Here is a 4,226-nt window from a genome sequence, read left to right on the forward strand (position 1 = left end):
GCAGGTACAGACATGCCGATGGCGGGCCATTCATTGGATGTTCTTTGCGCTTAACCGTGTACCATCATCACCCGGTCATTCAGGTAGATCATACCATCCTTAAATTCCGTTTTGCGAAAACCTGTCGTTGTATTGACTATATCAACCGGCTTATTATTTACCAATAAACTTGTTTGCACATTGTACAAATAGCCATAGCCCCAGCTCCAGAAATTTAAATCGTTTACTAATGATGATGCTGTTATAATTTTTGTTTCGCCAGGGGCTAGATTTATTTTATCTCTTGTAAATGTTTTAACTAATTTGCCGCTGTTATCCCTAACTGCAACCCGGTAAACTACCTGCTGCGGCTGGCCGCTTTCATTCTTCACTTCACTTTCGGCATGTATTGTTGCCAATTTTTCTTTTATACTATAATTATCAGCATAAATATAAACACCTGTTGTTTGCAGGCCAGCATACAAAGGCAGTGTTTGGTAAACCTTTGGTGTTATATGCAGAAAAACATTTTTACTGATGCCGCCATAATTGGCATTAAAGTTTTTATCCTCCCATTGAAATTTGCTGTTGGTAGCTTTTTCCCTGTAGTCCCAACTGTTATCAATACGTACAGCAATTACATTGTCGCTGTTGCCAAAATTTACCACATCGGTAATATCAAAACCAAAAGCCATCACACCGTTTTCGTGCAGGCCAATGTATTTTCCGTTTACATAAAATTCACCTGCTTGCCGTATGCCTTCAAATTCTATAAATATTTTTTGTGCTTTTGCAGCAGCAGGAAGTTTAAAATGTTTACGGTACCAGGCAATGCCGGTGCGTAAGTCCACAATATCTTTTTTAAAAGCGTCGTCTTCGTTCCAGGCGTATGGGAGGGTTACGTTTTTCCAACTGGCATCGTTGTAGTTGTTGTTGATGGCGGTGGAATCGTCGCCTGTCAATACTTTCCAGTTGCTGTTGAAGTTATATTTTTGGCGCTGGGCATTTGCAATTTGTAAAGAAGAAACCAAGAGGAGAAAGAAGCAAAAAAATTTTATCATAAGTATATTTTGAAAACTGCTTTAAACTAAAACTTAGCATTTTTTTTGATACTCAAAAAAATATTAGCCACCAAGGCACTAAGGCACAAAGGAAAAAACTTCGTTTTTAAATTCACTTCGTGATTTTTTTTTGCCACGGATTACACAGATTAACACAGATTTTTTTAGCATGTATTTGTATACATCCGTGCAAATTCGTGTAATCAGTGGCTAAAACTTTGCTGTAAAGCAACAATACTTTTGTATTCATCTGTGCAATCAGTGTAATCTGTGGCAACCCCTTTGTTGCGAAGCAGCAAATTCCTATCACTTAATCTTATACACTTCACTTCCCGCCAATAAAAAACAACCCAATCCAAAGTCCTCAAAGTCAGGCTCACGGTCATAAGTAACCGGCTGCGATTCTTTGGGTTCTTTACCTGTGCCCTGCACCCAACCTAAAAAACCATTTGCATGTACACTTTCTTTAGCCATGGCATTCCATGCTTTGGTAACAATGGGCAGGTAAGTTTTTTTATCCAGTATTTTATTGTTGATACCCCAGGCCATACCGTATACAAATAAACTGGTGCCGGTTAATTCTTTGCCACCAAAATTTGTACTGTCGTGCAGGCTGGCATTCCAGTAACCATCTTTGCGCTGAATAGGAATTAATGCCGCCATCATTGCTTTATAATCTGCTAAATATTCTGCACGGTGTGTTTCGTTTTTAGGAATAGTATTTAAAATTCGTACCAATGCCGCCACTACCCAGCCATTGCCACGGCTCCAGTAACAATCTTCTCCATTGGGTTCTTTGTATGGAGGATCAAAATCTTTATCCCGCCACCATAAACCTTCGGCAGTATTAAACAAACCATTATCACCATGTTTGTATTTTGTAAATGCATACATCTGGTACATGCGGTTAAAATAATTAGTGTCTTTATACATTACACCAAGTTTTGCAAACACTGGCATTGCCATTTGTATTGCATCTACCCAATGCCAGTCGTCAATTTTATCGTTGGCCATCATTTTATCTATCGATGCTTTAATGCTGTCAATGCGTTCCGGTTTTTTATCTATCAAATACAAATCAATATAAGTTTGTCCACAGGCCTGGTTATCGCCGTTACGGGTTTTGGTACCGTCACGTAAATTCCATTGGTGTTTGGTACCCCAGTCAACTGCATAGTCGTAATAGGTTTTCCTTTTATCTACACTGTACAATGCCATCAGTCCTTCGTAATACACAGCCCTTGTCCAAATATGGCTGGGCCATGTGCGGTTGCGGCTGGGTACAAAAATGGGTTTGGCCGGATCGGGCCATTTATCCATAAAATATTTATTGGCCAGGGTTATGGTTTGGAGGACTTGTTTTTTAGCGGGGAGTTTTTGTGCGGTGCTGGTTTGGTTTACTAAACAACAGGTGCTGATAAGTAGGAAGCTTTTGATGAATTTCATATATGCAAGTTAATGTGCTAATTTTTATGCAGTTTAATGCAATGTGGGAGAATGATTGTCATGTGGTATCCTGCTTGCAAATTTACCATGCTAATAAGATTTTTGAATACCAGCTTTATATTTCCATCCCGTACGTACGGGATCGTTGCGAACTTGTTCTGTTCTTCTTTCTTTTTAGTAAAAAGAAAGAAGAATCAATCCTTTCAACGGCATACCAATGAGGGGCTTTTATGGAAGCGGAGAATAAAACCTGACAGATTAAAAATTTTATTAAATTACATTGCTGCTATAAACAATGTAAAATGTATAATACTGGTTTTTTGATTATCAATACGTTTAAAATTTGGAAGTAACGTATCAATAACATCAATTATAGTGTTGTGTGTAACCCAAACGACCACCGAGATACTAAATAAAATGAAAGACAATAATCAACTGCGGACAATGTTCGATTTACGAGTAGACCTCTCAGATTTAATAAAAATTGAGAATATAGAATCTATTTCAGTAATCGTGTTAATTGAAGCCATTATAGAGGAATATCTTTCTTATTTGAATAAACCTCTTGGTAAAACAGAATCAAAAATAAAGAGGGACAAAGAATTAGGGCAGATGATTTCAAAGTATTACGGTCTTTCAGGACGAGCATTAAACAAAGACGAAATTGCATTGTTGACCGGAAAAACACCAGAAAGGGTTAGACAACAATTAAAAAACTTCGCAAACAATCTCTCAAACATAATTATTGATAAAGACACAGAATTAAAAGTAAAATCACAAATTCAAAATAAGTTTGCCGCCTTCAAAAGCACATTTGAAAATATTCGAATTTTATCCAAAGAGAACTTGAATGAAATCTTATCCAAAAATTTTGGCGTAAATACAGCCAAAATCAAAGAGGAATATCTGAACATCTTATTTGACACAATAGGCACTCGAGAAAGAATTCCGCTAGCTCATCATCTAAAAAATAATACTTTCATTTTTACGGATGACTCTGTTTCAATTGATGAGTTTTTTGAAATTTGCTATCTTGTTTATATCTCGTTAGAAAAGAATGTCGTTCCTACTGAGCTAGATGATATTATCATTGATGTAAAGCGAAATAATAGTAAGTTCCCAAAAGAACTGATTGAACTTGCGTGCAAAAATATTCACGAAATTGAACAAATTGAACATGACAATCACATTAAATATCAGTTGAGACTTGAAAACTTATCAAGTGCGAAAGATATGGCATATAGACTACTTAGTCAAAGAGGAAAGTTTATAAAACTAGCCGAATTGATTAAGGACATAAATCACATTCTTTATAAAACCAAATCCACTAAAAAGATAACAAGCAGTATCGCTAGTCAATTAGTCACAGATTCAAAATTTGTTAGCCAGGGTAAAACGGGTTACTGGGGGCTAACTGAATGGGAAGGAAACAACGAAACACTTTTTGACCTTGTAAATAATACCTTAATTCATTTCAATAAACCTCTTTCTAAGAAAGAAATATTTAATCATATTATAAAGGACAGACCCAAAGTGCCACTTAGGTCTTTAGATACAATCATTTATGATAAAACAAGATATTTAAAACTGGATGATGGCAGTTTTATTCTAAACGAATGGAGAGACTTGTACAAAACTCAAGTTGTAAAGACAGAAAAGAGAAATAATTACAGCAAATTGAATCCAATAAAGGAACAGATTAAAGACCAAGCCGTGCAATTGATGAGACAAAATGGTGGC

The 4,226-nt window shown here is 36.3% G+C and carries 3 protein-coding genes; 1 reads left to right on the forward strand and 2 read right to left on the reverse strand.

Features of this window, described 5'->3' with window-relative positions; all coding sequences use genetic code 11:
- Window positions 1-50: 50 nt before the first annotated feature.
- Both ACY651_RS19395 and ACY651_RS19400 read right to left on the reverse strand, forming a co-directional pair.
- On the reverse strand, window positions 51-1,040 hold the full coding sequence (locus ACY651_RS19395) for a glycoside hydrolase family 2 protein (RefSeq protein ID WP_462255162.1): 990 nt from the start codon (window positions 1,038-1,040) through the stop codon (window positions 51-53).
- A 306-nt stretch (window positions 1,041-1,346) separates the two neighbouring features.
- The gene (locus ACY651_RS19400) at window positions 1,347-2,486 is read right to left on the reverse strand and encodes a glycoside hydrolase family 88/105 protein (protein ID WP_462255163.1); all 1,140 of its coding nucleotides are present in this window, start codon (window positions 2,484-2,486) and stop codon (window positions 1,347-1,349) included.
- A 417-nt stretch (window positions 2,487-2,903) separates the two neighbouring features.
- On the opposite strand from ACY651_RS19400, the gene ACY651_RS19405 reads away from it, so the two are divergent.
- On the forward strand, window positions 2,904-4,226 hold a 1,323-nt coding region (locus ACY651_RS19405; RefSeq protein ID WP_462255164.1), incomplete at its 3' end, for a hypothetical protein.

Origin of the sequence: Ferruginibacter sp., assembly GCF_031391665.1 — a bacterium.
In the GTDB taxonomy this organism is placed as follows: Bacteria; Bacteroidota; Bacteroidia; order Chitinophagales; family Chitinophagaceae; genus Ferruginibacter.

What these genes read in the sequence shown, in the direction of transcription:
- ACY651_RS19395 (WP_462255162.1), bottom strand. Translation starts at nt 1,040, where the DNA reads ATGATAAAATTTTTTTGCTTCTTTCTCCTCTTGGTTTCTTCTTTACAA.
- ACY651_RS19400 (WP_462255163.1), bottom strand. Translation starts at nt 2,486, where the DNA reads ATGAAATTCATCAAAAGCTTCCTACTTATCAGCACCTGTTGTTTAGTA.